The sequence below is a fragment of the Bacillus cereus group sp. N8 genome, assembly GCF_016483685.1.
Classification (GTDB): domain Bacteria; phylum Bacillota; class Bacilli; order Bacillales; family Bacillaceae_G; genus Bacillus_A; species Bacillus_A proteolyticus.
Map to the genome: position 1 here is coordinate 177,747 of NZ_JAEHBK010000004.1, position 24,879 is coordinate 202,625.

Genomic DNA, 24,879 nt, shown 5'->3' on the forward strand with positions numbered 1-24,879 from the left:
GAACAAAATTCTTCGTTCAGTAAGAATTTTGTTCCCTTTAATTGTTATGTAAAGCGGATTGCATGTCATCTGGGATACCTACTGTAAAAGTCATTTCCTTTTCTAAAATAGGGTGATAAAACGTCAAAGACGTACTGTGAAGCGCTTGGCGCTTCATCACATCTCTTCGACCGCCGTATAAATCATCCCCGAGTAACGGATGTCCTATATGCGCCATATGTACACGAATTTGATGCGTTCTTCCTGTTTCAAGCTCAAGTGCTACATACGTCTTATTAGAAGAGCTTCCCATCACTCTAAAATGAGTAACAGCTCTTTGACCATCTTCACAGACAGTTCGCTCGATAATACTATCCGCTTTTCGTCCGATCGGTGCGTCAATCGTCCCTATCTCTTCTAGGATTATCCCATGAACGAGCGCTTCGTACGTTCGTTTCACTCCTTTTTGTTGATGCTGCTTTGATAAAAGGTGATGAACGAATCTATTTTTTGCAATTAACATAAGTCCTGAAGTATCACGATCGAGTCTCGTTACAATGTGCACTGTACTTGCAAGGTTCTGTTTATCATAATGATATAACAGAGCATTTGCAACACTTCCTGATGGATGCTCTCTAGATGGAATTGTCGACATATATGCTTCTTTATTTACAACAAGCACTGCGTCATCTTCATATACAATATTTAAAGGAATATCTTCTACTTCCATCCCTTCACTTCTTTCCTCGAATGGAAAAAAGACTTGTAACCCTTCACCGGCTTGTAACTTGTGGCGAACACTCGCATGTTGACCGTTTACTTCAATAGCTCCGCCGCGAAACTTTATATCGGTTAAAGCAGCTTTCGAAATCCCTTTCGTTTTCAAAAACTCTCTAACTAAAGTCCCCTCATCTGCAAGCTGTATATCCCATTTCAATGTAAATCTGTTCAAATATATAAACCCTCTCTATTTATCTGCAACAAACGAGTCACGGACACGTTTCCAGAACGGGAACGGACGGAAACGAACAAATCGTACTTTCTCGTTTGCAACGCGATACTGAATTGATTTCACATCTTGATGAACCATCGTCAAATGATCCACCGTAATTTGCAAGTTCATTCCTGCAGCCGGCTTTAAAACGCATGTATGATGTTTCGGCAGTACGAGCGGTGAACCTACCGTACGAAATACACGATTGTTAATTGATGCCATTTCTGCAATTTGAATCGCTTCAATAGAAGGGTGAATAATCGCTCCGCCAAGTGCCTTATTATACGCAGTACTTCCTGAAGGAGTAGAAATACAAAGACCATCTCCGCGGAACGTTTCAAAATACTCTCCGCGTATTTCCACTTCAGTTACTAATGTTCCTTCTGCACTTTTTACAGTCGCTTCATTCATCGCCAAATACTGCGACTCTTTACTACCATTCACATAGCGAATAATCACCTCTAAAAGTGGGTATTCAACTACTTGGAACGGTGTTTTAGCAATCGCAATCACTAACTTCTCTACTTCCGTCGGTAACCAATCTGCATAGAAACCTAAATGCCCTGTATGTACACCAACAAATGCGGTTTCATCTAATCGATTATAGTAACGATGAAACGCATATAAAAGCGTTCCATCTCCCCCAACAGAAATTACAATATCAGGTTCCTTTTCATCCATCGTAAAACCAAAATCTAACAAGTATTCTTTCATCGTACTTGCTAATGTATCTGATGATTGATCGCCCTTTGACATAATTGTAAATTTCATCGCCCAACACCCTTTAGTTTATGATTCAGAATCTTTCGTTTCCTGCTTTCGTGAAAAGATCTTTTGCGCTTCTTGAATTTCAAGACGAATGGAAGACATTTCTTCATCTAATAAAAATGCCGCTTCCGCTGCACGTTGTAAGCGTATTTTAATATCTTCAGGAAAACGTCCACTATATTTGTAATTTAAAGAATGCTCAATCGTTGCCCAAAAATTCATCGCTAACGTGCGAATTTGAATTTCCACTAACACTTTTTTTTCTCCCTGTATCGTTTGAACAGGATAACTAATGACAACGTGGTAAGAGCGATATCCGCTATCTTTCTTTTGCGTTACATAATCACGTTCTTCCACAATTTCAAAATCATTTCGTTTTCGAAGATATTCTACAACAGGCTTAATCTCATCAACAAATTGACACATCATTCGAAGGCCCGCGATGTCCTGCATATCTTCTCTGAGCCGGTCTAGCGGTACATTTCTCTTCTCCGCTTTATCAATAATACTTGCAACCGATTTTACCCTTCCTGTTACAAACTCAATTGGAGAATGCTCCGTTAACATTGCAAATTGAGTACGCATTCCTTTTAGTTTCACTTTCAGCTCCGCCACCGCTTGGTGATAAGGTGCTAAAAATTCTTCCCAATTACGATTCATTTCAACCACCACCAAAATCAATCCATTTACTTATAGAAACACTTTTTCTACAGCAGTTACTAGTTCTTCTCCGTAATTTGCATTACCTTCAATATTTTCAACTAAATATTCTACTTCTTCTTTTAATCCTTCTAATTCTATTTCAACATCATTCACGTGAATAAACATCGCTGTATCTTTATTCATCGCTTCATGCATTGCTTCCCAGCATGTATGCGGCATACTTACATAAATGAAAGATGATTCGTTTTCTAAGATATATAAAAATGATAAATTGTCTGAGTCTACAAGTACGTGATTACGCGCACTTAGCTCCTTTACCTCTATTTCAGTATTTTCCGCACAAAAAATAAGCGCATTCTCTCTCTTTTCTACGCTCTTAACTTGAATTTTATTTTGCATGCTCAAACTCCTCCATCTCAACTTCCTGTCTTACTTAACAGTATTATTGTATCATAACATGGACGCAAACAAATAAAACATTGAACCAAATTTGCGAAAAAGCGATAATGTGGAAAGAATTATTTTTCAAAAGGAGCGCATACAATGACACAAGAAATTGAAATTGAATTTAAAAATATGGTTACAGAGGAAGAATTCCAAACATTATGCAAATCTTTTTCTATTGAAGCATTTACAAAACAAGTGAATCACTACTTTGAAACGCCTCACTTCTCTTTAAAAGACGCGGGCTCTGCACTTCGTATTCGTCATAAAGATGGAACTTATACATTCACATTAAAACAACCTGCTGAAATTGGTTTATTAGAAACTCATCAATCTATAACTGAAAAAGAAGCAAAACTTATGATGGAAACAAACGTAATCATTCAAGGCACTGTAAGGGATCAACTTCAGAAACTACAAATTCCAGTTTCCTCTTTAACTTATATGGGAAGTTTAACAACAGAAAGAGCTGAAACATTATTTGAAGGCGGAACACTTGTCTTTGATCATAGTTTCTATTACAATCACGATGATTATGAAATCGAATATGAAGTACAAGATGAGGAAGCTGGTAAAGCCGCATTTATGAGTTTACTAAAACAACATAACGTACCAGTTCGTCATACAAATAACAAAGTAAAACGCTTTTTCCTTGCCAAACAAAACAAAGAGCGCTAAAGTGAAATTTCCATCAGTGGAGAAGTGATTTACTGGTGGTTATGTTTCGCCTTTTTGGAAAGTAAAGATTTATTAGCAACACATAAAATAAGCAACGAATGTTATGAAGGCTGTTTAGTTGCTCTTCATAACATTCCATTGCTACAATAGATATACATTTCATGGAAAAAGGAGTTTATAAAGGATGAGCAAGCAACCGATGACACCATTTGAAGCAATTGGCGGTGAACAATGCATTGCAACATTAGTGGATACATTTTATTCCTATGTCAGTGAACACCCTGACTTATCTCCGATCTTCCCGGATGATTTAACAGAAACCGCTAGGAAGCAGAAACAATTTTTAACACAATATTTAGGTGGTCCTAATTTATACACTGAAGAACATGGGCATCCCATGCTAAGAGCACGCCATCTTCCGTTTGAGATTACTCCAAAACGCGCAGAAGCTTGGCTATCATGTATGGAGCAAGCAATGGATGATACAGGAGTGCACGGTCATATAAGAGAGTTTGTTTTTGAACGTTTAGCATTAACTGCTCAACATATGGTCAATACTCCAAATGAAACAGGTGAAGTGTAATGGATAAGCAGGAAGCAAAGCATATGAATATGCCTTCTCCTTTCACATGCGAGCATAAGTCTGTAGAAGCATATTTATTTATTGATCCACTTTGTAAAGATTGCTGGGATATCGAGCCATTTATTATTAAACTATGGCTCGAATATGGGAAATACTTCTCTATTCGTCATATAGTAACTGGAAAAGTGGACGGGGCAAACGCTTCCTCACACAAATGGAATAAACCTGCTAATATTCGATTTGTGTGGGAAAAGACAACAAGTTTACAAGGTTTTTCATGTGATGGAAAAGTACATATGCAAGAGGCATCGTCAACGCCGTATCTAGTTTCGATGGCAATTAAAGCGGCGGAGTTGCAAGGCCGAAAAGCAGGTTCGAAATTTTTGCGAAAACTCCAAGAATACATTCTTCTTAAAAATGTATCAAACCCAGATGGTGAACTATTGCTTACATGTGCAAAAGATAGCGACATTGATGTAGAGGAATTTAAAAAAGACCTACACTCAGTTAGCGCAAAAAAAGCTTTCCAATGCGACCTAAAATTCACAAATGAGATGCATATTACAGAAATACCTTCCCTCCTATTTTTCCATGCAAATTCAGATGAGGAAGGTATTAAAATCGCAGGAATTTATTCCTATGATGTATACGTACAGTTATTAAAAGAACTTGTAAAATGCGAGATTGAGCCAGAGCCATTACCTCCTTTAGAGGTATTACTAGAAGTAACACAATTTATTTCTTCAAAGGAAATCTCATTTATATATGACTGCCCGCAGCAAGAAATAGAGCGCGAACTAAAAAAATTACAACTAAAACGAAAAGTACAAATGATTGAAGTGAAGTGCGAGCGTTATTGGAAATGGATAGCAAAAGAAAAAGACCTGGTGTAAACACCAGGTCTTTTTCTTTACGGCTTATAAAAATATTAAAGGGGATGGGAGAAATTTTCACGTTCAAACAAAGGGGTATATGTTTGTATGTGAATTCGTTCACGCTTATTATATTACAAGATTCGACGTCAGATGACAACCCCTTTTGTCGAATTTCACACTTTTGTCACATTCTAAACGTTTTCATTCTTGAATAAACTATAAAAAAAGCAATTTAGGAGGTTTCCTTATGAAAAAGTCTCATATTTTTCTTATCTTTCTATGTGTTATTGTTTCTTTTTTCTTGTATATCCTCTCTCTATTACAAGCTTTTCCTAAAATTATTGCCTTCCCTCTTTTATTCGGAGTTATCGTCATCGCTGTCTCTTATTTCAACTATAGAAAACGATTTAAAGGATTTTAACTACAAAAATAAGTCGTGAAAATTCCTGCTAATATAGAAAAAGTAAAGAAAATCAACTTAATCATTCGACAAATATCGACACGATGTGCTTTTGAGCAAATGTTCCAAACAAAAAAGACGAGGATAAAATTCCTCGTCTTTTCTCATTACTTCTCTTCAAACAATAGCGCTTCTAATTCATTTAATTTCTCTTCAAATACTTGTAATGCTTCTTTTACAGGTTCTGGTGATGCCATATCTACCCCTGCTTTTTTCAACACTTCAATTGGGTAATCAGAGCTTCCAGCTTTTAAGAATTCATTAATGTAACGTTCTACCGCTGGTTGTCCCTCTTCTAAAATTTGTTTTGACAAAGCTGTCGCTGCACTAAATCCTGTTGCGTATTGATATACGTAATAGTTGTAATAGAAGTGCGGAATACGAGACCATTCTAAACCGATTTCTTTATCGATCACTAACGCGTCACCGAAATATTTCTTATTTAAATCATAGTAAATTTCCGTTAACATGTCTGGCGTAACAGCATGTCCTTCTTGTACTTTCTTATGAATAATATGCTCAAACTCTGCGAACATCGTTTGACGGAATACAGTACCACGGAATCCTTCTAAATAGTGATTTAATAAATATAGACGCTCTTTCTTATCTTCTGTCGTTTTTAATAAGTAATCATTTAGAAGTGCTTCATTACAAGTTGATGCTACTTCTGCAACGAAGATTGAATAATCACCATATACGTGCGGTTGTGTCTTCCTTGTATAGTAACTATGCACTGAATGACCAAACTCATGAGCAAGTGTAAATAAATTATTTACATTATCATGCCAGTTCATTAAAATATACGGATTTGTTCCGTATGCACCAGATGAATATGCTCCGCTTCTTTTTCCCTTATTCTCATATACATCTACCCAGCGATTCTCATATGCTTCTTTTAAAATTTCAACATATTCATCACCAAGTACATTTAAAGATTTCAATAACATTTCTTGTGCTTCTTCATACTTCACATTCATTTTCACTTCTGGTACAAGTGGTGTATATAAATCATACATATGAAGCTCATCAAGACCTAGGGCACGCTTACGAATATCAATGTAGCGATGTAGTAAGTGTAAATTATCATTTACCGATTCAACAAGTTGATCATACACTGCTTCAGGAATATTATTATTACTTAATGCAGCTTGACGTGCAGAATCGTATTTACGAACGCGTGCATTGAAATTATTACGTTTCACAGCCCCACTTAACGTACTTGCAAATGTGTTCTTATATTTTCCGTACGTTTCATATACAGCTTTGAATGCATCTTCGCGCACTCGACGATCATCACTTTCTAAAAATTGAATATAACGACCATGTGTTATTTCTACTTCTTCTCCATCCTCACCTTTAATAGATGGGAATTTTAAATCCGCATTATTCAACATACCAAATGTATTACTTGATGCACTCATCACTTCAGATGCTTCTGCTAATAGCGCTTCTTCAGCTTCCGATAATACATGCGGGCGTTGACGTGTAATTTCTTCTAATGCATGCTCATATACACTTAGTTCTCGATTTTGTTGTAAGAATGTTTGCAATGTATCTTCTGAAATAGATAAAATTTCAGGCACGATATAAGCTGTGCTACTAGATACTTGTGAGTATAAATTTGTTGCGCGATCATTTAATGCTTGATACACAGAGTTTGTTGTATCTTGATCGTAACGCATATGTGCATATGTATATAGCTTACCTAATCTCATTGAAATTTCATCTTCATATTGCAATGCCTCAAGCAAATTGTCTGCAGAGTCACCAAGCTTCCCTTTAAATTCAGTTAACTTTGGCAATAGCTCTTTAATAGCTTGGAATTCTTTCTCCCATTCTGCATCTGTTTGAAAAATATCTTCTAATCGCCATGTGTTTGCTTCTTCAATCTCATTGCGATCTGGTAATGATTTTACTGTGTTTTGTTCAGCCATTCTTTAAGCCCTCCTTTAAATATCTCTACTTAAGTACAATTCGATTTTTTCTTATGTAATTCCTTCACGATCAGTCTTTATTATATCCCCTTTTCCCTCTCTCATGTTGTACTTTGTCTCAAATAGAGATAGTGCATGCGCTAAGCAAATGTCATCATATTTCATAATTTCCTCCTCTGTTTTTAACAAAATAACATCTCTTATTTTTCGATACTTATTAATACCTATTTTTATTAATACACCTGCATAACATAAAAATGTCATATACTCTGCAACTGCTACCTTCCATATATGTTGCGCAAAATACGGAAGTAACCGCCTCTTCGTATATTTTGCTACATAGTTACATACGTATTGCAGAGAAATATACTCCCCTACCTTAAGCATACCTATACACTTCATATAAAGAGAAGCCTGCCATATAAATGGATTTGTTTGAAAAGCAAACGAGGATGGGAGCGGAACACCGATTTCAGAAGGAAAACTCGCTGGGGTACATTTATATTGATATAAGAGACGGAGTAGTGACTTATGATTATAATTCCAAATAGATAGAGCGTTTTGCCGAAAATAGTTCTTTTTTCTCTTCCATTCTTGTCTTAATACCTCTTTCCGGAAAGGAACGGGAGAAAAGAGCATATCAACAGTAGTCGTATCGGTTGGTAAATAAATAGTATGTGAGAAAGAGACATTTGTAGAAAACGGAGTGATAAATGCGCATTTCATAAACGATTTTTGTTTCGGACAAAAGAAAATGAGAAATGGCTGAGGATAAGGTTGTAAGGAGAACGCCATAAGGGAGGAGAATGTCATCCAATAGGCGGATCGCTTTTTTAACTGATTTCCACCGATTATCCAGATGACTTGTATACTAGCTTGCAAATACGAATATGTTCGCTTGTATAGCTGCTCTATGGAGAGATTTGCACATTGATATTCAATCGCAATTGTTCTATCCGCTCTCTCTACGTAAATATCTGGCCGTTGCTGGATTGCCGGCAGATAATGCTCTATATCTACATGAAAATCTTGACGTTTTAACCATCTATATAACAATTATTTACCGTGCATATGATACATAGATTCTGCTTCATAAAAGGCAAGACATGAATCCACTTTCTTATGAGCAAAATGCCACCTCTTCTGTTTTCCTAATTTCATTTGCACTTCTTTTCCACAAGCTGTACAAAAAAATTTTTCTCGTTTACGTATTTCGCGTAAAAGCTCTTCATCCCGGTTATATAATAGATGAATTTTTTCTCCGTTTTCTCTCCTTGCAATAAACATCACAATCACACCCTTTCAACTCCTTGTATTCTACAATTTACTACAAATTCCTCTCAAAAAAAGAGATGTCCTAAATTAGGACATCTCTTTCTATAATAGAGGTGATAATAACCGATACGTCGATTCAACAATCCGCCTATGAAGACGTCTCTTATGAAATCGGTCAACATGAATTTCACTGGATTCTTCTAAATCGTCTTTAAAATCTTGAACGAGCTTTCGAATGCTATCTGTATCATATAAAAAGGCATTTACTTCAAAGTTTAAATGAAAACTTCTCATATCCATATTAGCTGTCCCAATTGATGCGAGATCAGAATCCACGATAACAACTTTACTATGAAGAAAACCTTTTTCATATTCATATATTTTTACTCCTGCATCTAATAACTCCGGAAAGTACGATCTTGATGCATAAAAGACAGTCCGCTTATCTGGCTTACTTGGCATTAACAAACGAACATCAATACCAGCAAGTGCAGCTACTTTTAATGCAGATAAAATATCATCATCTGGAATAAAGTATGGTGTTGCAATCCAAATCGATTTCCTAGCTGAAGCAATCATTGCAAAATATAAATGTTTAATTGTTTCCCATTTATTATCCGGTCCACCTCCAACGAGTTGGACTCCGCCCCAATGATCACCCTCAACTGCTTCCGCTTGTAAATATTCAGGTGCTAATACCGCCTCACCAGTCATATAAAACCAGTCTTGAAGGAAAATTAGCTGTAAACTTTGAACCGCTTCACCGCGTAAATATAAATGCGTGTCTCGCCAAAAACCGAAATATTTATCCTTCCCTAAATACTCATCACCAATATTTAATCCACCTACAAACCCTTCATTTCCATCTATAATAACGATTTTTCGGTGGTTTCGATAATTAATTTTATCGTTTAAAATTGGAAAACGCACAGGGAAAAATGGAATCATTTCTACTCCTGCATCATTCAATTCTTCAATATACGAATTTGATAATTTAAAGCTTCCAACCGCGTCGTATAAAAAACGAACGACAACGCCTTCTTTTGATTTTTTTATTAAAATATCTTTAATTTCTGTACCGAGCTTGTCATCACGCACAATGTAATACTCCATATGAATGTGGTGTTTCGCTCGATTTAACCCATCTAAAATTGCCTGAAACGCTTCGTCTCCATTTGTTAATGTCCTCGTTTCAGTTTGAAATGAAATATTTAAAGCACCCAATCGATCTGCTAAACGAAATAACAATTCTTGATGCTTATGGTCTCGTAAAATTCGTTCTTCGTAATCTTCATGTCCCTTATATTGTAAAAATGCCTGTTCATCGAGTAACGCCTTCTTTTGGAACATTCTTTTTCTGCGAAAGTTTTGTCCAAATAATAAATAAGCAAAGAAACCGAACACTGGAAAAATACCTAGTACGATTAACCATGTAAGTGTTTTAGATGGATGTCTGTTTTCTAAGAAAATAACACATCCAATTAAAAATGCGGAAACCGTAAATAAAATACTAATAATACCTAAAATCGATACGTCTTTTATACCAATGACATCCGAATAAAATGCTACATCAATAAACATACGTAACGAAACAAATAATGCGAACAATAGTAGAAAAAAGAAAAGTAGTTTTAACGTGTTTTTCATCTCTTACCTCCTTACTAAGAAAGCCTTCCTATTCTTCATAAAAAAAGCCGATTTCATACTATAGAAATCGGCCTACGCTTTGGCAGGAAAATGGTTGCGAATTGTCTCAAGCGCACGCTCTTTCACAACCTGTTTCCCATACTCACTTACACGGTGAATCGTTAAAGTAGATTCTTCTCCATATTCTAAAACAATACTTAAAATACGATCAATTTCTTCTTCATCATGTAGCACTTCATCGAATTCCACATATACATAATAGCGGTCCTCAAATGAATACAGTTCATCTTTTATATCTTCAAAAATTAGACGATGACTTAATGAAATTACATCCTCAAAATCATTAAACTTAATTAAAAAGCCAAACGTACCATCTTCATTAAAGTTTGTACCTGTCGGTTCTATTTCCTCTTCCTCTAATTCTTGCTGGAATAATGATTCGATTCCTTCATCTAAAGGAATATCTATAATTTTGTCTACACCTATCGGTAGTTCTAATTTTTGTCCATCCTTTGAAAGTTCTGCTTTCGTTACAAGTACTTCAATCCCTTTGTCAACTGCTTGCACTTGAATCCATAACGGACCATCAATAAAGAAGTCATCATGATCGCGAGCTTCATCCATCATTTCCCAAAAAAGTTCTTCACTCCGTTCGCGGTCATACCAAATTTCTTCACGGTTAAACCCTCTGTCCTCTATATCAACGTACGTAATAAAAAATTTCATCGTATGATCGTTAATTCTTTCAATTTCCAAAATACAACTCTCCCTTCCTGTTTAGAATTGTTATGAAGGGATCCCCCACTCATATGACAAATCAATAGATTCTTGTACTCTCATTTTATGATAAGATTCTCCAGAATGGAAATAAAATCGATTTATTTTACAAAAATAGTTATATACCTATCTGCATTCGGCTACTTACATAAACTGAAACTTTAATTGTTGGGGTCTTTGCTCATCCACGTTGATTATTAGCCACACTAATCAGGCATTTACGGACAGGGAAGCTCAAAACGCACTCCTTTTCTTTATAGCCGGATTTTGTCACGGAATCTTACTACCCGCAGATAGTCGGCTAAATATCATTATTCCAATTCTCTGTTCACAAAAAATTTGGACATACATTTGCGTGTTGCCCCGTACACTGTAATAAAGTGAAACTTCTATAAGAGAAGATTATTTAATCCCAAAGGCGCGGGATAAAAGCTAAACAAACTTTCTTCATCACATACATATCGCTCATTAAAACATCATAAACGGAGGCAGACGAATGGACTTAGAGTTTTTAACATCTGTACTAATGATCGTCGGTATCGATGTTGTACTAGGTGGTGATAACGCAATTGTTATCGCATTAGCTAGCCGAAATTTACCTGAATCAAAGCGAAATAAAGCAATTTTGATTGGCACTATTTTAGCAATTGTGCTGCGAATTCTCCTCACAATACTAGCTGTCTATTTACTCGACATCCCATTTTTACAACTCATCGGCGGAGTTTTACTCACATTAATTGCAGTAAATTTACTAACTGATAACAACAACGATCTTTCTTCGATTCAAGGAAAAACGACTTTATTCCAAGCGGTGCGTACGATTGTATTCGCAGATCTCGTTATGGGGTTTGATAATGTTATTGCCATTGCGGGTGCAGCTCACGGAAGATTATTACTCGTAATAATCGGTCTACTCATTTCTATCCCGATTATCATTTGGGGCAGCAAACTTATTTTAATACTCATGGAACGTTTTCCGTTCCTCATTTTTTGCGGGGCAGCAGTTCTCGCCTATACAGCAGGAAAAATGATTACACATGAAGACAGACTTGCAACTTTTTTTCATAACAACCCAAGTTTCACGACAAGTATTCCTTACTTATTCATTTTCACCGTTTTATGCATCGGTATTATCGTTCAACGAGTTCGATTACGAAATGTGAAACATTAAAAGAAAACCTTCTACTATATAATAGGTAGAAGGTTTTCATATTATTATAATTAATTTACAAGACGCTGTGCTTCACGCAATTGGAACGTTCTTACTGTACGTGGTAAGAAACGGCGGATTTCGTCTTCGTTGTAACCTACTTGAAGGCGCTTCTCGTCAATCATAATTGGACGACGTAAAATCCCTGGATAGTCACGAATCATCTTATATAAATCTTGAAGTGGTAAAGACTCTAAGTTTACATTTAATTCTTGGAAAACTTTTGAACGAGTAGAAATAATCTCATCCGTTCCGCTTTCTGTCATACGTAAAATCTCTTTAATTTCCTCAATCGTTAATGGATCTGAGAAAATATTACGTTCTGTATAAGGAATATGATTTTCCTCTAGCCATAATTTCGCCTTTCTACAAGACGTACAGCTTGGAGAACTATATAATGTTACCATACAAAGCTCACTCTCCTTAAAGAGTACAAATTCTGTACTAATTACAGTTTAAATTTCTAACTTCCGCAATTTTTCGCGATAACTTGTCTTATAGCAAAGTAAAAAATCGCAATTCATGTAAGCAACAATAATTACTTTTAATAAGTAACTTCTATAATCATTATACAATAGTTTTTGCAAGAAATATACAGTAAATTTACTGCTAGTTGAGAAAACTTCTCCGTGTATTCCACTGCTATGTAACATAATTACACTCACTTTAACTGTCATCTAACAACAATCTTCAACCCTTTTGACGCCTGCTTTTCATAATATACTTCATGTTATATACGATTGGTTTTTCATAACATGAATCGCCTAAAAGAGAACGTTTTCTTACCTTTTCCCAATAATTCAATTGAGAAATGTAAGACCAAAAGCTAAAACAAAAAAGAACACCTGTTCTTATATTAACAAATCTCATCACTCATGTCTATACGATTTCTAAAATTAATCAAATATTTTTCTGACATTTCTTTCTTTTTTATCTTTTATCTCATACAATAAAAATACAGACAGGCAAAGGGGGAATTTGCATATGATTGCTTTTTTTACTGATTTTATCATTGTTGCTACCCTCATCATCGGAATAACAGCATTGATTGGTGTCATTACAAATAGCATCGGTGAAAAACTCTTTGGTGGGAAAGAAAAAATGAAGTTTGTTAACAAAAGTTTAGATGTACAATCTGGCTGGAATCAAGTTGGCGGAAAAGGTATTTATAAAAAACGTACGTACTAAAAAAAGCAGGTAATCACCTGCTTTTTTTTGTTATTTCTCTACTGATGCCCATTTGAAGCTTACTTCGCCACCATATTTATGGTTGTACATATCTTTAATTGTTTCTCTTTGTAAATATGCTCTACCACGTTGATATACTGGAACAATCGCAGCATCATCAAGTAACATTTTTTCTGCTTCTAATAAGTTTTTCCAACGAGCGTTTACGTCGCTTCCATCTTTCTTCGCTTTCATAATAATCTCATCGTACTTCGGATTAGAATACTTCATTTTGTTTTGTGCCCCGTCAGTTACGAACATATCAAGATATGTAACTGGATCCGGGAAGTCTGCACTCCATCCAGAGAATGACATTACATAGTCGCCAGCATCTTCTAATTTTAGTTTTTGCGCGAATGGCTGTTGTTTAATTTTCACTGTTAAGCCTGGTAAATTCTTTTCTAATTCACCTTTTAAATATTCACCAGTTTTCTTCGATAATTCAACATCTTCATTTAATAGCTCTAATTCAATTTCGTTTTTACCAAGCTCTTTTTTACCAGCTTCCCAATACTTTTTGGCTTCTTTTACATTTGGTTTTATAATATCTCCATTTTCAGCACGGAAATCTTTTTTATCCGGTCCTTTAATGAAATTGTCAGGAATTAATCCCGTCGCTGGCTTAGAACCGTTATTTAATAATGTATCAACGAATGGTTTACGGTCAAAACCAAGAGAAATTGCTTTACGAATATTTTTATTTGCTAAAGCTGGGTCTTTTTGATTTAAGCGAAGGAAGAATACAGAAGTATCTTCTACCGTTTTGAAATCTGGTTTTCCTTTATATTTATCGATGAACTCTGCTAATAACGTCGCTCGATCGACTGCGTTTGTTTCATATAAATTAATTGGCGTAGACGTATCTTTTACAATATTAAAGTTTACTTCCTCAAGCTTCACTTCTTTATTGTCCCAATATGATGGGCTCTTTGTCATTTTGAAGCTACGTTCATGTTGCCAATCACTTAATGTAAATGGCCCATTATAAAGTGTTGTGTTTGCCTCTAAACCAAACTTCGTACCTTGCTCTTTTACATACTTTTCATTCACAGGATAGAAGATTGGATATACCATTAAATCAACAAGATACGGAATCGAGTTGTCTAATTCCACTTCTAATGTGTGATCATCAATTGCTTTTACGCCTAATTGATCTGGACTCATCTCTTTTTTATTAATTTTTTCTGCATTTTTTATATCATACATAATGTACGCTGATTTTGCAGCTGTATCTGGATTAATCGCTCTTTGCCATCCATATACGAAATCTTTCGCTGTTACAGGTTCACCATTTGACCATTTTGCATCTTCACGTAATTTAAATGTATACTTTTTACCGTCTTCTGACTTTTGGAATTCTTTCGCTACACCTGGCACTAATTTATCATCTTTCCCAAGGCGGTATAGACCTTCCATCGTATTATTCATTACTTTTGAAGAAACTGCATCAGCTGATAACGCTGGGTCCATCGTTGGAATTTCTTGTGTTTCAATTAAATTAATAACTTGCTTCGCACCGCTTTTCCCGCTATCCCCTTTTGCGTTCGCTTGCGGTTCATCTTTTTGATAGCCACATGCCCCTAAAATCATGCTCATCGCTACTGTTGATGCTACAAAAACTGGTATCTTTTTTTTCATACTTCCACCCCTCCAAAAAATGTTAGCCCTTTCATTTTCAAACAGAAAGAAATATATATATGTTCTAATAATTCATATTATACACACAAATATATTCTTTGTATATTTATATTTCTATTTTATTAAAATTTTCTGTTAAAAAATAAACCTTTGAAAACGTTTCACATTGCTATTTTTCCTGACTGAAACGTAAAAAAATATTATTTTTATATTTTTCTAAATTATCAGAGAAAAATAAATTTTATATCCTATAATATTTTATGTATAATTATCCTTCTCTTATTAACATAAAATGAAGGTCTCTTCATATTAAAAATATGTAGGTTAAAATGAGTGCAATGGCTATGAAAGTATGTTACGATACACTTTGCTAAAAATAGATATCGGTAAAGAGGGGACAGATATGACAGCAATTCACTCAAAAAGTGGGCCAACTGAGAAACTAAGTTTATTCCTATTAACATGGCCTATTTTTCTAGAAGTTTTTCTTTTTATGTTGATGGGGATCGCTGATACTTTTATGTTAAGTGCATTATCAGACGATGCTGTATCTGGGGTTGGTGCAGCGAATCAATATCTCCATATCGCTATTTTGGTACTAGAAGTAATCGGGAACGGCGCTGCAATCGTCGTATCTCAATACCTCGGTTCCAAACGTTTTATGGAAGCATCTAAAATATCAGCATTAGCCGTCACATTAAATTTAGTGGTCGGACTCGTTATAAGCGCTGCTTTTCTTTTATTTTCAAAACATATGATGATGGCAATGAATTTACAAGGCGATGTACTAACGTATGCACAAGGTTATTTATCCATTGTCGGAGGAGCTATTTTCCTTCAAGCTATTATTAACTCATTAGCCGCTATTATCCGTGTTCACGGCTTTACAAAGCAAGCAATGTTCGTTTCGCTTGGAATGAATATTATTCATATCGCCGGAAACTACGTACTTATTTTCGGGAAATTCGGTTTCCCTGAACTTGGTGTACAGGGGGCCGCTATTTCTTCCGCTGTCAGTCGACTACTGGCACTTATTGTGTTCTTCTGGTTACTATACCGCGTTATGGAATACCGTGTGAAATTACAATATTACTTCACTTTATCAAAAGAATACGTTGGTAAAATATTAAAGATCGGCATTCCATCTGCATTCGAACAAGTCATGTATCAAGCTTGTCAAATTGTCTTCTTATATTACGCAACATACTTAGGTACGGAATCATTAGCAGCAAGACAATACGCTACTAACATTTCTATGTTCACTTATTTATTCGCTATTGCTATTGGTATGGGAACAGCGATTATCGTTGGACGCCTAGTTGGTGGAAATGAAAAAGATGAAGCGTACACACGCGTATGGAAAAGTGTACAATGGGCGATTGGTGTAACTCTATTTATGGTCATTCTCGTTGTTACATTCCGCACACAATTAATGGGACTATTTACGGATAATCCACATATTATCTCTCTAGGGGCAACCGTTCTTTTACTAAGTGTACTACTGGAAACAGGACGGACGATGAACATCGTCATCATTAACTCACTCCGCGCAGCAGGCGATGCAAAATACCCTGTGTTAATCGGTGCATTCTCTATGGTATTAATGAGCTTACCGCTCGGCTACTTTTTCGTCTTCCACTTAGATATGGGTCTCGTTGGTATTTGGTTAGCAATTGCTATCGACGAATGGACGCGGGCAATTATTATGTTCTTCCGATGGAGAAGTAGAGCCTGGGAAAGTTATGCACTTGTTAAACCAAATGAACAAGAAGAAAGTGTTTCTGTTCAGGTACAGTAACGCTTGTTTGATCAAGATGTAGTTATTAGTGAATGAAATTTATATCGGCGATTCTTTCAATATATCGACTTACCGACAATGTTGACAACACATTTATATAGTAGAAAAAAGCCACCCTTCCTTAAATGGAAGAATGGCTTTTTTTATTATTGATAGATTTCTTTATATTTCTTATACTCCGCTTCAGAACATAATACGAAATGTCCTGGGCGAATTTCACGCATTGTTGGTACTTCGCTACCATAATCATGCTGCGTTGGATCGTATACGATACGTTTACGATTGCGCTCATAATCTGGATCTGGAAGTGGAATTGCTGATAGTAGTGATTTTGTATATGGATGCATTGGATTCTCATATAACTCTTCACTTGTTGTCAGCTCAACGATTTGACCACGGTACATTACACCGATGCGATCACTAATGTATTTTACCATCGATAAATCATGGGCGATGAATAGGTACGTTAAACCTTTTTCTCTTTGTAACTGTTTTAGTAAGTTTACAACTTGCGCCTGAATCGATACGTCAAGTGCTGAGATTGGTTCATCAGCAATGATAAATTCAGGTTCTACAGCTAGCGCACGAGCGATACCGATACGTTGACGTTGTCCGCCTGAGAATTCATGCGGGAAACGGTTCGCGTGCTCTTTATTTAAACCAACTGTATTTAACAGCTCGTGAACACGATCCATACGCTCTTTTTTGCCTTTTGCTAGTCCGTGAATATCAATACCTTCTGCGATAATATCCCCTACTGTCATACGAGGATTTAATGATGCATATGGATCTTGGAAAATCATTTGCATTTTACGGTTGAACTTCTTAAGTTCTGCGCGTGATTTTTTACCATGTACATTTTCACCATCGAACAACACTTCACCGGCAGTTGCATCGTATAAACGAATGATCGTTCTTCCAGTTGTTGACTTACCACAACCAGATTCTCCTACAAGTCCAAATGTTTCACCGCGGTAAATATCAAATGAAATATCATTAACTGCTTTAACAACACCACCACTCACATCAAAGTGTTGTTTCACATTTTTTACTTCAATTAATTTCTCACGTTGTTTAGTCATGTTGTTCACCTGCTTTCATTTGAAGAATACGTTTTTCAACAACTGCGGGTGGTTTTACTTCTGGCGCTTGCTCATGAAGTAACCAAGTTGCCGCATAATGTGTATCACTTACTTTAAATAAAGGTGGTTCCATTTCAAAATCAATTTTCAGCGCCTGCGGGTTACGTGGTGCAAAAGCATCACCCTTTGGCGGTTTTAATAAGTCAGGAGGCGTTCCTGGAATCGCATATAGTTCGTCCTCTGAACCATCTAAGCTTGGCATAGATGCGATTAAGCCCCATGTGTATGGATGTTTTGGATTGTAGAAAATTTCATCAACAGTTCCAATTTCAACAACTTTACCAGCGTACATAACTGCCACGCGATCAGCAACGTTTGCCACTACACCTAAATCATGCGTAATGAAAATGATTGCTGCTTCTGTTTTTTGCTGAATGTCCTTCATAAGTTCTAAAATTTGCGCCTGAATTGTAACGTCTAGCGCTGTTGTCGGCTCATCGGCAATTAATAATTTCGGATTACAAGCTAACGCCATCGCAATAACTACACGTTGTCTCATACCACCTGAGAATTGGTGAGGATATTGTTTTAAGCGTGCTTCCGGATTTGGAATACCTACAAGGTCGATTAATTCTAAAGCAACTTTACGTGCATCTGCTTTACTCATCCCTTGGTGTTTAATAAGACCTTCCATAATCTGATTACCAATTGTCATCGTTGGATTTAATGATGTCATTGGATCTTGGAAAATCATCGCAATATCTTTACCGCGTACTTGCTGCATTTCTTTTTCTGTTAGTTTCGTTAAGTCACGACCTTCAAATACGATTTCACCGTTTTTAATACGTCCTGGAGGATTCGGAATTAATCCCATTAACGCTTTAGAAGTAACTGATTTACCAGAACCAGATTCTCCTACAATTGCTAATGTCTCTCCTTTTTTCAAATCAAAAGTAACACCGCGTACAGCTTGTACTTCACCTGCATGTGTATCAAAGGAGACTTGCAAATCTTTTACCTCTAGCAATGTTTTCATTTTTACTTCTCCCCTCTTTTACTTACGCATTTTTGGATCTAACGCGTCGCGTAATCCGTCTGCCATTAAGTTGAATGCTAAGATTAACATACTGATGACAACCGCTGGGATGAACATCATATGTGGATACGTTTGAATTGATTTATAACCATCGTTTACAAGAGAACCAAGTGATGCGAATGGTGGCTGAATACCTAAACCGATGAAGCTTAAGAATGCCTCACCAAACACTGCAGTTGGAATTGTAAACATTGTCATTACGATAATTGGTCCCATTACGTTCGGGATTAAGTGTTTTACAATTAATTGTGTATTTGTTGCACCTAATGTACGAGATGCTAATACATATTCTTGATTCTTTAATTTTAGGATTTGTCCACGAACGATACGCGACATTCCTATCCAACCTGTAATTGCCATCGCGAGTGTAATCGACCAAATACCTGATCCCATAATGATTACCATTAAAATAACGATGATTAAGTATGGAATACCGTTAATAATCTCCATAATACGTTGCATAATATTATCTACTCTGCCGCCATAGAAGGCCGAAATACCTCCGTATGCAACCCCAATTACTAAGTCAATCGCTGCTGCTAAAAGAGCGATATATAATGATACTCGTGTACCTTCCCATGTTCTTGTCCATAAATCACGGCCAAGGTCATCTGTACCAAACCAGAAATACTCTTTAACATCACGTTTTTCATATTGGTCAACACCATATTGATCTGTACCGTCAAATGGTAGCCAATGAATATTTTCAATCACTGGAATTTTCGGCGGCATTTTCGCACGACCTAAATCCTGCTCTTTATAAGAATGCTTACTTACCATCGGTCCTATAATTGCTAGTAGTACAATAAGCATTAATAATACGAAACCAAACATTGCACCTTTATGTTGGAACAAACGTCTTCTTACATCTTGCCAAAACGTTAAGCTTGGACGGGCAATGACTTCATTATCAACATTACTTTGATTGGCTGGTTGAAATAAATCTGGAGATAATTTTTGTACATCTTTCATCATTTTTTCCCTCCCGCTAAACGAATACGAGGATCAATAATTCCGTATAAAATATCGACTATGAAAATAACTAAGATGAAGATCGCACTATAGAAAATTGTCGTTCCCATAATAACTGTATAGTCATTCACTGTAATCGATTTAACGAATTGTTCCCCAAGTCCAGGTACAGCGTAAATTTGCTCAATAACTAGTGTCCCTGTAATTAATCCAGCAACCATTGGTCCTAAAATTGTTACAACTGGAATTAATGCGTTACGAAGTGCGTGCTTGATAATGATAACGCCTTGGCTAATTCCTTTCGCTTTCGCTGTTAAAATGTAGTCAGCTTGCATAACCTCAATTAACTCTGCACGAGCGAAACGTGCGATTGTTGCGATAACTGCCATCGATAAGGCAATTGTAGGCATTACTGTAAACTCAGGTCCTTTCCAGAATGCTACTGGGAACCAACCAAGTTTTACCCCTACGAAATATTGTAGTAATGCGGCGAATACGAATGATGGTACCGACATCCCGAGTACGGAAATTATTGTCGCCCCATAATCGACCCACGTATTGTTACGAAGTGCCGCAACGATTCCTAAAATTAATCCGATAAATGTTCCTAATATAATCGCTTGTAAACCAAGTTGTGCTGATGGTCCAATACGATCCACAATCATATCTGTTACTGGGCGGTTATCATATTGGAATGATACCCCTAAATCACCTTTTGCTAAGTTACCTAAGTAACGTGCATATTGAACTGGTACTGGATCATTTAATCCATATTTTTCAAGAATGATTTCTTTTTGTGCCGGTGATAGCTTCTCCTGGTTTTTAAGTGGAGAACCCGGTAGTAATTTCATCAAAAAGAAAGTCAGTGTAGTAATTAAAAATAATGTCAAAGCCATGTACACGAAACGTTTTAATACATAACGTCCCATAGTCAAGCACCTCCCCGTTTTTCTCAAAAGCAATAAGATAGTTTGAAATATTCTTACTTTTATTTTTTTAAAATAAGAGCACATGCCCATCATAGGCATATACCCTTATTCATGATGGAAACCATTTTTAGTTTTTGAGTTCAACCCACTTATAGCTAAATTCTCCGCCATATTTATGTTCTAATAGGCCTGTAATTGAACTACGTTGTAAATATGCCTTTCCAGGTTGATATACTGGAGCAATCGCTGCATCCTCAAGCAGTTTTTGTTCTGCTTTTAATAGAGCATCCCAGCGAGCTTGTACATCTACTTCTGTTTTGGCTTTCTTAATTAGCGCATCATAAGCTGGATTTGCGTAATTCACTTTATTTTGTGAATTACCTGTTGTATACATTTCAAGGAATGACATTGGATCCATATAATCTGGACTCCAGCCCGCATACGACATCGCATAATCTCCACTTGCTTCAAGCTTTAATTTTTGTGCAAATGGCTGCATTTTTGTTGAAACTGTTAAACCTGGTAAGTTCTTTTCGAATTGTCCTTTTAAATACTCTCCGATTTTTTTTGCATCATCGGTATCAAAGTTTAATAACTCTAACTCTACTTTGTCTACACCAAGTTCTTTTTTACCAGCTTCCCAATATTTTTGAGCCTCTTTAACATCCTCTTTTATAAGCTTTCCGTTTTCTTCACGGAAGTCTTTTCCATTCGGACCTTTTGCTAAGCCTTTCGGAACAAAACCATATATTCCTTCTGAACCATCGTTCAAGATCACTTTCCCGATATTTTCACGTTCAAAGGACATTGCAATTGCTTTTCGGATATTTTTATTTGCTAAAAACTTATTCTTTTCATTTAAGCGAATAAATTGTGTAGATGGTCTCTTAATCGTTTTGAAATCAGCATCTGATTTGTATTTATCTACAAATTCTGATGTTAATACTACTCGATCAATCGCTTTTGTTTCATATAAATTTATAGCAGTTGAACGATCCTTAACAATATTGAAGTTTATTTCCTCAAGTTTTACTTCTTTATTTTCCCAATACGTTGGATTTTTCTTAAGTTGGAAACTTTGTTCATGCTTCCATTCATTTAAAACGAATGGGCCATTATAAAGTGTTGTATTGGATTCTAATCCAAATTTTGTTCCTTGTTCTGTTACAAATTTCTCATTCAAAGGATAAAATGTTGGATAGACTGTCAAACTTACAAAATAAGGAACAGGGTTGTCTAATTCCACTTCAAGTGTGTGATCATCAATTGCCTTTACACCAAGTTCTTCAACTGGTAACTCTTTTTTGTTAACTTTCTCCGCATTTTTAACATCAAATAGTATGTAAGCAAACTTGGCACCCGTATTTGAATCTACAGCTCTTCTCCAAGAATAAACGAAGTCTTTAGCTGTTACAGGCTCACCATTGGACCATTTCGCATCTTCACGTAATTTAAATACATACTTTTTACCATCCTCTGATTTCTCATAGGATTTAGCGACACCTGGAACGAGTTTATCATCTTTCCCCAGACGATATAATCCTTCCATTGTATTATTCATGATGTTAGAAGATGCTGCATCCGTTGATAACGTCGTATCCATTGTTGGAATCTCAGCTGTTTCAGTTAGGTTTAACACTTGCTTATTTGAGGCTTTTTCTTTTGCGCCTGCTTTATTATCTTCTTTTTGATAACTACAAGCTCCTAACATACTCACTGTCAACGTTGATGCAATTAATAACGGTATCTTTTTCTTCATGTTGTATTGCCTCCCCTAATTGCACTTCCTGTACCCTCACTTGCAAAAAACAGAATTGAAAGAATAATCTCCAAGTTTCTACAATTTTCATTATACATATAATATGACGATTGTGAATATAGTTTTTTGTTTTTTTGTTAAAATTTTTAATAAATTATTTATTTTATTTTTTTTTTGTAAAGGAATACGTTAACATTGCTACCATCATCTTGAAATTAGGGCTTCAATTGCGTATAATTTTCAAAAAATTATTTATATTACTTATTATAACTTTTATAGTATAATAATTCTAGTGATATTTTGACGGAGGGGAATATTTTGAATAAAGTTTTTTTTCATTCTTGTATACTATTTTTTGTAGCGATAATCGCTTCTAGTGTTGGCGCATTCCTCGTTTCATCTCAGTTTTTGTTGAATTTTGTCAACATTTCATTCTATATCTCATTGTTATTTATTCTTATAGGTGGTTTTTTATACATATTTCAAAATGGATTTTTTAACGTAACAATTTACGCATTCCAAAGAGTATTTGGTACGAACAAAAAAATTGACTCCTTAATTGAAGAAGCAGAGGAACCTACCGATAAGAAAGAACGTATTTATAAAACATATTCATTCAAATGGACGTATCCGATTTGTATTACTGGCATCGTACTCGGTCTGTTCTCGACTCTCATTAGCTTTACTATTTTGATGTAGTTTGCAAACGCTATTCCATATGATATAATAATCAGCAAAACATTTTGTTATAAAACTTTAGTTCTTTCATATTAAAAGGGCTCAGTTAACAATAAATAAATTTATATGTATGCGATGATAAAGAAGAGTACATATTGAGGCAATTTCAGAGAGCTTGTGGTTGGTGTGAACAAGTAATTGTGCAATATGGAATGGGCTTTTGAGCACCAAACCGAACCGTGAGTAGTAGGCTTTGGCGTTATATCCAGACGTTATTATGGATCTGAGAGATTTCACAACGGTGAAATAATTAGGGTGGTACCGCGGTCCATTCGTCCCTATGTAATTTGGGATGAATGGGCTTTTTTGTATGCCTTCTCTTCCCTATCACACATTCAAATTTAGGAGGAATTACTTATGTCAGTTATCTTTTCTGGTATTCAGCCAAGTGGAACAATTACACTTGGCAACTATTTAGGAGCTATGAAGCAATTTACAGAGCTTCAAAACGAACACGACTGTTATTTCTGCATTGTAAACCAACATGCAATTACAGTACCTCAAGATCCAGTCGGGCTTCGTAAAAACATCCGCAGTCTTGCTGCACTATATGTTGCATGCGGCATCGATCCTGAAAAAGCTACTTTATTTGTACAGTCAGAAGTACCAGCACACGCTCAACTAGGATGGATCATGCAATCAGTTGCTTACGTTGGAGAATTGGAGCGTATGACACAATATAAAGATAAAGCTTCTGGTAGAGATTCAGTTCCGGCTGGATTACTTACGTATCCACCATTAATGGCTGCTGATATTTTACTTTACAACACTGAAATCGTGCCTGTTGGTGATGATCAAAAACAACATATGGAATTAACACGTGATCTAGCAGAGCGTTTCAACAAACGCTTCCGTGAAGTGTTCACAGTTCCTGAAATTCGCATTCCAAAAGTAGGAGCTCGCGTTATGTCATTAACAGAACCTACGAAAAAAATGAGTAAATCTGATCCAAATCCAAAATCAATGATCAGTATGCTTGATGAACCAAAAACAATTGAAAAGAAAATTAAAAGTGCTGTAACTGACTCTGAAGGTATCGTAAAATTCGATAAAGAAAACAAACCTGGTATCTCTAACTTATTAACAATCTATTCTTCATTCTCTGGAAAAACAGTTGAAGAAATAGAAGCAATGTACGAAGGAAAAGGATACGGTGACTTCAAAGGCGACCTAGCACAAGTAGTCGTAGAAGCAATTCGCCCAATCCAAGACAAATATAACGAACTAATCAGCTCCCCAGAACTAGACGAAATTCTAGACAAAGGTGCAGAAAAAGCAAACCGCGTTGCATTCAAACAACTACGCAAAGTAGAAAACGCAATGGGACTAAGTAGAAAGCGTAGGTAACATATA

Annotated in this window: 23 protein-coding genes, 1 pseudogene and 1 other annotated feature; of the genes and pseudogenes, 9 read left to right on the forward strand and 15 right to left on the reverse strand. The window is 36.0% G+C overall.

Annotation, left to right across the window (positions count from 1 at the left end; genetic code table 11):
- Window positions 1-37: 37 nt before the first annotated feature.
- Genes JDS80_RS09335 through JDS80_RS09350 form a run of 4 tightly spaced genes read right to left on the reverse strand, consistent with a single transcriptional unit; the run spans window position 38 to window position 2,803 of the window.
- The gene (locus tag JDS80_RS09335; protein WP_199638170.1) at window positions 38-931 is read right to left on the reverse strand and encodes an RluA family pseudouridine synthase; all 894 of its coding nucleotides are present in this window, start codon (window positions 929-931) and stop codon (window positions 38-40) included.
- Between the two features lie 15 nt (window positions 932-946).
- Window positions 947-1,744 (reverse strand): NAD kinase, encoded by a 798-nt coding sequence (locus tag JDS80_RS09340; RefSeq protein WP_000673196.1) that lies wholly within the window; start codon window positions 1,742-1,744, stop codon window positions 947-949.
- Between the two features lie 18 nt (window positions 1,745-1,762).
- Complete coding sequence (gene yjbM / locus JDS80_RS09345) at window positions 1,763-2,401, reverse strand: GTP diphosphokinase (RefSeq protein WP_002170849.1); 639 nt, start codon at window positions 2,399-2,401, stop codon at window positions 1,763-1,765.
- 30 nt (window positions 2,402-2,431) lie between these two features.
- Window positions 2,432-2,803: a UPF0738 family protein gene (locus JDS80_RS09350; protein WP_071744650.1), complete on the reverse strand. Its 372-nt coding sequence runs from the start codon at window positions 2,801-2,803 to the stop codon at window positions 2,432-2,434.
- A 144-nt stretch (window positions 2,804-2,947) separates the two neighbouring features.
- Between JDS80_RS09350 and JDS80_RS09355 the strand changes: the two genes are divergently transcribed.
- The 4 genes from JDS80_RS09355 (at window position 2,948) to JDS80_RS09370 (ending at window position 5,405) form a co-directional block, all read left to right on the forward strand.
- Entirely contained in the window at window positions 2,948-3,526 is a 579-nt protein-coding gene (locus tag JDS80_RS09355) for a CYTH domain-containing protein (RefSeq protein ID WP_199638172.1), read from the forward strand.
- A gap of 184 nt (window positions 3,527-3,710) precedes the next feature.
- Window positions 3,711-4,109 (forward strand): globin domain-containing protein, encoded by a 399-nt coding sequence (locus tag JDS80_RS09360; RefSeq protein WP_000043388.1) that lies wholly within the window; start codon window positions 3,711-3,713, stop codon window positions 4,107-4,109.
- Entirely contained in the window at window positions 4,109-5,002 is an 894-nt protein-coding gene (locus tag JDS80_RS09365; protein ID WP_071770304.1) for a ClpXP adapter SpxH family protein, read from the forward strand. Before JDS80_RS09360 ends, JDS80_RS09365 begins: the two co-directional genes overlap by 1 nt.
- 229 nt (window positions 5,003-5,231) lie before the next feature.
- Window positions 5,232-5,405, forward strand: a complete 174-nt coding sequence (locus tag JDS80_RS09370; protein ID WP_000748141.1) for a hypothetical protein — start codon at window positions 5,232-5,234, stop codon at window positions 5,403-5,405.
- Window positions 5,406-5,551: 146 nt separating this feature from the next.
- Here the strand turns inward: JDS80_RS09370 and pepF are convergent, their stop codons facing one another.
- The 4 genes and pseudogenes from pepF to mecA form a co-directional block, all read right to left on the reverse strand.
- Window positions 5,552-7,378: an oligoendopeptidase F gene (gene pepF / locus JDS80_RS09375; protein WP_071770305.1), complete on the reverse strand. Its 1,827-nt coding sequence runs from the start codon at window positions 7,376-7,378 to the stop codon at window positions 5,552-5,554.
- Window positions 7,379-7,429: 51 nt separating this feature from the next.
- Window positions 7,430-8,674, reverse strand: a pseudogene (locus JDS80_RS09380) (competence protein CoiA).
- A gap of 81 nt (window positions 8,675-8,755) precedes the next feature.
- Entirely contained in the window at window positions 8,756-10,300 is a 1,545-nt protein-coding gene (locus JDS80_RS09385) for a cardiolipin synthase (RefSeq protein WP_199638174.1), read from the reverse strand.
- Window positions 10,301-10,372: 72 nt separating this feature from the next.
- On the reverse strand, window positions 10,373-11,056 hold the full coding sequence (mecA, locus tag JDS80_RS09390) for an adaptor protein MecA (protein ID WP_199638176.1): 684 nt from the start codon (window positions 11,054-11,056) through the stop codon (window positions 10,373-10,375).
- A gap of 517 nt (window positions 11,057-11,573) precedes the next feature.
- Here mecA and JDS80_RS09395 point away from each other — a divergent pair.
- Window positions 11,574-12,248: a TerC family protein gene (locus JDS80_RS09395; protein WP_071744644.1), complete on the forward strand. Its 675-nt coding sequence runs from the start codon at window positions 11,574-11,576 to the stop codon at window positions 12,246-12,248.
- A gap of 50 nt (window positions 12,249-12,298) precedes the next feature.
- On the opposite strand, the gene spx is transcribed toward JDS80_RS09395, so the two are convergent.
- Window positions 12,299-12,694, reverse strand: coding sequence for a transcriptional regulator Spx (gene spx, locus JDS80_RS09400; RefSeq protein WP_000258267.1), 396 nt, complete (start codon window positions 12,692-12,694; stop codon window positions 12,299-12,301).
- Between the two features lie 577 nt (window positions 12,695-13,271).
- Between spx and JDS80_RS09405 the strand changes: the two genes are divergently transcribed.
- Window positions 13,272-13,475 carry a hypothetical protein gene (locus JDS80_RS09405; RefSeq protein ID WP_000559981.1) on the forward strand — a complete coding sequence of 68 codons (204 nt, stop codon included), beginning with the start codon at window positions 13,272-13,274 and terminating at the stop codon, window positions 13,473-13,475.
- 30 nt (window positions 13,476-13,505) lie between these two features.
- Here the strand turns inward: JDS80_RS09405 and JDS80_RS09410 are convergent, their stop codons facing one another.
- Window positions 13,506-15,152: a peptide ABC transporter substrate-binding protein gene (locus JDS80_RS09410; protein ID WP_199638178.1), complete on the reverse strand. Its 1,647-nt coding sequence runs from the start codon at window positions 15,150-15,152 to the stop codon at window positions 13,506-13,508.
- Window positions 15,153-15,504: 352 nt separating this feature from the next.
- Between JDS80_RS09410 and JDS80_RS09415 the strand changes: the two genes are divergently transcribed.
- Window positions 15,505-16,950 carry an MATE family efflux transporter gene (locus JDS80_RS09415; RefSeq protein WP_142347446.1) on the forward strand — a complete coding sequence of 482 codons (1,446 nt, stop codon included), beginning with the start codon at window positions 15,505-15,507 and terminating at the stop codon, window positions 16,948-16,950.
- A gap of 146 nt (window positions 16,951-17,096) precedes the next feature.
- Here the strand turns inward: JDS80_RS09415 and JDS80_RS09420 are convergent, their stop codons facing one another.
- From JDS80_RS09420 to JDS80_RS09440, 5 genes are all read right to left on the reverse strand, one after another.
- Window positions 17,097-18,032: an ABC transporter ATP-binding protein gene (locus JDS80_RS09420; protein ID WP_000166341.1), complete on the reverse strand. Its 936-nt coding sequence runs from the start codon at window positions 18,030-18,032 to the stop codon at window positions 17,097-17,099.
- The gene (locus JDS80_RS09425) at window positions 18,025-19,068 is read right to left on the reverse strand and encodes an ABC transporter ATP-binding protein (RefSeq protein ID WP_000854345.1); all 1,044 of its coding nucleotides are present in this window, start codon (window positions 19,066-19,068) and stop codon (window positions 18,025-18,027) included. The genes JDS80_RS09420 and JDS80_RS09425 overlap by 8 nt, the downstream gene beginning before the upstream one ends.
- Window positions 19,069-19,086: 18 nt before the next feature.
- Window positions 19,087-20,103, reverse strand: coding sequence for an oligopeptide ABC transporter permease (gene opp3C, locus JDS80_RS09430; RefSeq protein ID WP_199638180.1), 1,017 nt, complete (start codon window positions 20,101-20,103; stop codon window positions 19,087-19,089).
- Window positions 20,100-21,029, reverse strand: coding sequence for an oligopeptide ABC transporter permease (gene opp3b, locus JDS80_RS09435; protein ID WP_000534165.1), 930 nt, complete (start codon window positions 21,027-21,029; stop codon window positions 20,100-20,102). The genes opp3C and opp3b overlap by 4 nt, the downstream gene beginning before the upstream one ends.
- A gap of 127 nt (window positions 21,030-21,156) precedes the next feature.
- On the reverse strand, window positions 21,157-22,788 hold the full coding sequence (locus JDS80_RS09440; protein ID WP_199638181.1) for a peptide ABC transporter substrate-binding protein: 1,632 nt from the start codon (window positions 22,786-22,788) through the stop codon (window positions 21,157-21,159).
- Window positions 22,789-23,106: 318 nt separating this feature from the next.
- Here JDS80_RS09440 and JDS80_RS09445 point away from each other — a divergent pair, with 318 nt between their 5' ends.
- Complete coding sequence (locus JDS80_RS09445; protein WP_071744636.1) at window positions 23,107-23,487, forward strand: DUF3899 domain-containing protein; 381 nt, start codon at window positions 23,107-23,109, stop codon at window positions 23,485-23,487.
- 105 nt (window positions 23,488-23,592) lie between these two features.
- Window positions 23,593-23,809: a binding site (T-box leader), on the forward strand.
- 74 nt (window positions 23,810-23,883) lie between these two features.
- The gene (gene trpS, locus JDS80_RS09450; RefSeq protein WP_048526695.1) at window positions 23,884-24,873 is read left to right on the forward strand and encodes a tryptophan--tRNA ligase; all 990 of its coding nucleotides are present in this window, start codon (window positions 23,884-23,886) and stop codon (window positions 24,871-24,873) included.
- Window positions 24,874-24,879: the final 6 nt, after the last annotated feature.